3 protein-coding genes are annotated in these 3,547 nt (G+C 35.5%); all 3 read left to right on the forward strand.

The genetic code is table 11. From position 1 onward, the window contains the following. The coding region (locus ACXJH6_RS06370) for an IMP dehydrogenase (protein ID WP_456470924.1) at nucleotides 1–143 on the forward strand (143 nt) is incomplete at its 5' end. A gap of 107 nt (nucleotides 144–250) precedes the next feature. Then, complete coding sequence (locus ACXJH6_RS06375) at nucleotides 251–1,207, forward strand: TAXI family TRAP transporter solute-binding subunit (RefSeq protein WP_456470922.1); 957 nt, start codon at nucleotides 251–253, stop codon at nucleotides 1,205–1,207. 64 nt (nucleotides 1,208–1,271) lie between these two features. Further along, entirely contained in the window at nucleotides 1,272–3,392 is a 2,121-nt protein-coding gene (locus ACXJH6_RS06380) for a TRAP transporter permease (protein WP_456470923.1), read from the forward strand. Nucleotides 3,393–3,547: the final 155 nt, after the last annotated feature.

Consider the following 3,547-nt stretch of genomic DNA (forward strand, 5'->3'; position numbering starts at 1 on the left):
CAAGCATGGGATATGTTGGGGCAAAAGATATTCCAACGTTCCAGGAAAGAGCGGAATTTGTTGAAATTACTTCTGCCGGACTTAAAGAATCTCACGTTCATGACGTAACAATTACAAAAGAAGCTCCGAATTACCATCAATAATCCTTTCTTTTCTTTTTCCTTATAAAATTTACTTATAAATTAAAAATTTTTTAATATTTTCCAAAATTTTGTTATAATGTATGAAAATATCAAAAAAAGGAGAAAATATGAAAAAATTAGTAATTAGCGCAGTTTCAGCAGCCGTTTTAGCAACTAGTGCGTTTGCGTATGAATATATTACAATTGGTACCGGCGGTGTTACAGGTGTATATTATCCGACAGGCGGGGCGATTTGTAGAATTATGAATAAAATGAAAAGACAAACGGGTATTAAATGTACTGTTGAATCTACAGGAGGAAGCGTATATAACATTAATGCAATCAAAAAAGGCGAACTTGATTTTGGTATTGCACAGTCTGACGTTGTTTATCAAGCATATAACGGTGAAGGTAAATTTAAAGGAAAGCCGTTTAAAGGTTTAAGAGTTGTTATGTCAATTCATCCGGAATTATTAACTCTTGTTGTAAGAAAAGACAGCGGAATAAAAAATTTCTTTGATTTAAAAGGGCATAGAATTAATATCGGAAACCCTGGAAGCGGTAACGAAGCTGCTGTTAAAACTTTGTTTGATTATTGTAAAAAAATGACTCTTAACGATATAAAAGTAGAGCAACTCAAAGCGGCTGAGTGTCCGAATGCTTTAAAAGATAAAAAAATCGAAGGATATTTTTATATGGTAGGACATCCGACAGCTAATATTAAAGATGCGGCAAATTCTGTTGATATTGACTTAATCTCACTTGATAATGTGCCTGCGGCTCAAAAACTTGTAAAAGAAAAACCTTACTACGCATGGGGTACAATTCCTGCCGGAATGTATAAAGGCGTAAATCATCCAACAAAGACATACGGGGTTAAAGCAATTTTAGTTACAAGTGATAAAATGGATGATAAAACAGTATATTATCTTACAAAAGCAATTCTTGATAACTTCGATAAATTCAAAAGAATGCATCCTGCTTACAAAAATTTAACTAAAAAAGACCTTCTTAAAGGATTTGATTTAAATATGATGCACCCTGGTGCCAAAAAAGCTTTCCAAGAAGCGGGACTTCTTAATTAATTCCCCTTCTTAATTTTCTGCTAAGCAGCCAAGGGGCTTTTTAGCACTAAATTAAGGAGGATTAATGGCTAAACCTGATATACTTGATGTAGATAAAGATCTCGAAAAAGAGATTGATAAAGTCGAAGAAGAAGCTGTTAAAGAAGGCGAGATAGACAAAGATTTAGAAGAAAAAATATTAACTGAACTTGAAGGGCAAAGAAATTTTCCGCCAAATCATATTTATTACTGGGTGATAGCCTTAATAGCGTTTTCATGGTCAATTTATCAATTATATGTAAGCTATTTTCCGGTAAACTCTACAATTGTTAGAAGTATTCACTTGGCATTTGCCATGGTTTTAGCATTTTTAATTTATCCTATTGTTAAAAAACCTAAATTTTTAAAAACAATACCTTGGTATGACTGGGTTTTGGCAATACTTGGGGGACTGGGAGCCGCTTATATAGCCATAGATTATGTAGGTCTTTCAAACAGGCCGGGAGATTATCTGACTCGTGATATAGTTATCGGGGTTATATTTATTATTTTACTCCTTGAAGCCGGAAGAAGGGTTATCGGTATTGCTTTAAGTATAGTGGCTATTGTCTTTTTATTATATGATAAATTTGGAGATGTATTGCCTGAATTGATATCCCACAAACCGGCCTCTATTGAAAAAATCATATCTCAAATGTATTTAACAACCGAAGGAATTTTCGGGGTGCCTCTTGGTGTATCTGCCGGATTTGTATTCTTATTCGTTCTTTTTGGAGCTTTACTTGAAAGAGCCGGGGCAGGGGAGTATTTTATAAAACTTGCGTATTCGCTTCTTGGAAAATATAGCGGCGGTCCGGCAAAAGCTAGTGTAGTGGCCAGCGGACTTACGGGAATTATCAGCGGAAGTTCCACGGCTAATGTTGTAACCACCGGTGTTTTTACTATTCCTCTTATGAAAAAAGCCGGGTTTCCTCCTGAAAAAGCTGCGGCTATTGAAGTTGCAGCATCGACTAACGGTCAGCTTATGCCTCCTGTTATGGGTGCTGCGGCGTTTATTATTGCGGAATTTTTAGGACTTGCTTATACTGATGTTATTATTGCGGCTGCTATTCCGGCGGTTGTCAGTTATCTGGCTTTGTTTTATATAGTTCATTTAGAAGCTAAAAAGCTTGGATTAAAGGGTGAAGACCCACGCAGACTTCCGCCGAAATGGCAAACGTTTATTAGCGGGCTTCATTATCTGATTCCTGTGGCTTATTTGATGTATGTTTTAATAGTTTTAAGACAGTCGGCACAGATGGCGGCTTTTAGCGCTATTTGGCTTTTAATGGTTATTATGGTTATTCAGTATCCCTTTAAAGCTTTATTTATTGAAAAAAGAAAAATTAAAAAAGAAGATTTTATTCAGGGGTTTATAGATATTTTCCATGGAATGGTAAACGGTGCGAGAAACATGGTGCCTATTGCGCTTGCCACTGCGCTTGCGGGTATAGTTGTGGGTAGTATTACATTAACCGGTATAGGTCAGGTACTGCTTGATGTAATTGATACGCTTTCAAACGGAAATATTTTAATAGTGCTTCTTTTAACGGCGTTTATTTCATTGATTCTTGGAATGGGTCTTCCGACTACCGCAAATTATATCGTGGTGGCCTCACTTACCGCTCCTGTTATGTTACAGTTGGCTCAGGATAACGGCTTTATTATTCCTGCGATTGCCGCTCATTTATTCGTGTTTTATTTCGGAATTCTCGCAGACGATACGCCTCCTGTGGGAATTGCGGCTTACGCTGCGGCGGGAATTGCTAAAGCAGACCCGATTAAAACCGGTCTTCAGGGGTTTGCTTATGATATAAGAACGGCAATATTACCGTTTATGTTTTTCTTTAATATGGAGCTGCTTTTAATCAACAGTGTTAATGAATGGGATGTAAATGAATTTACTTTTATTAGCGACCCCGTGAAAATTATTATAATATTTATTACGGCTATGCTTGGTATGTTTAGTTTCTCTAGCGCCACACAGGGTTATTTTATAAAACACTGTAATATAATTGAGAGATTTTTATTTTTAATTGCTGTACCGTTTTTTATGTTGCCGAATATTATGACAAAATATTTACATCTTCCACATGAATATATCTCTTATTTAATCGGATTTGCTGTTTGGGTTGTTGTTTTCTTGTGGCAAAAATCAAGAAAATAAAAAAAAGAGCTTTTTAAAAAAGCTCTTTGACTATTTCAAATCTGTTTGCGGTCATTATATGAATTTTAGGATGTTTTTTTAAAAGTTTGTTAAAAATAGTTTTACTCAGTTCCAATCCTACTTTATATTCTTCATTCTGAGATATTTTATGGGCT

Source organism: Caminibacter sp. (assembly GCF_053999135.1).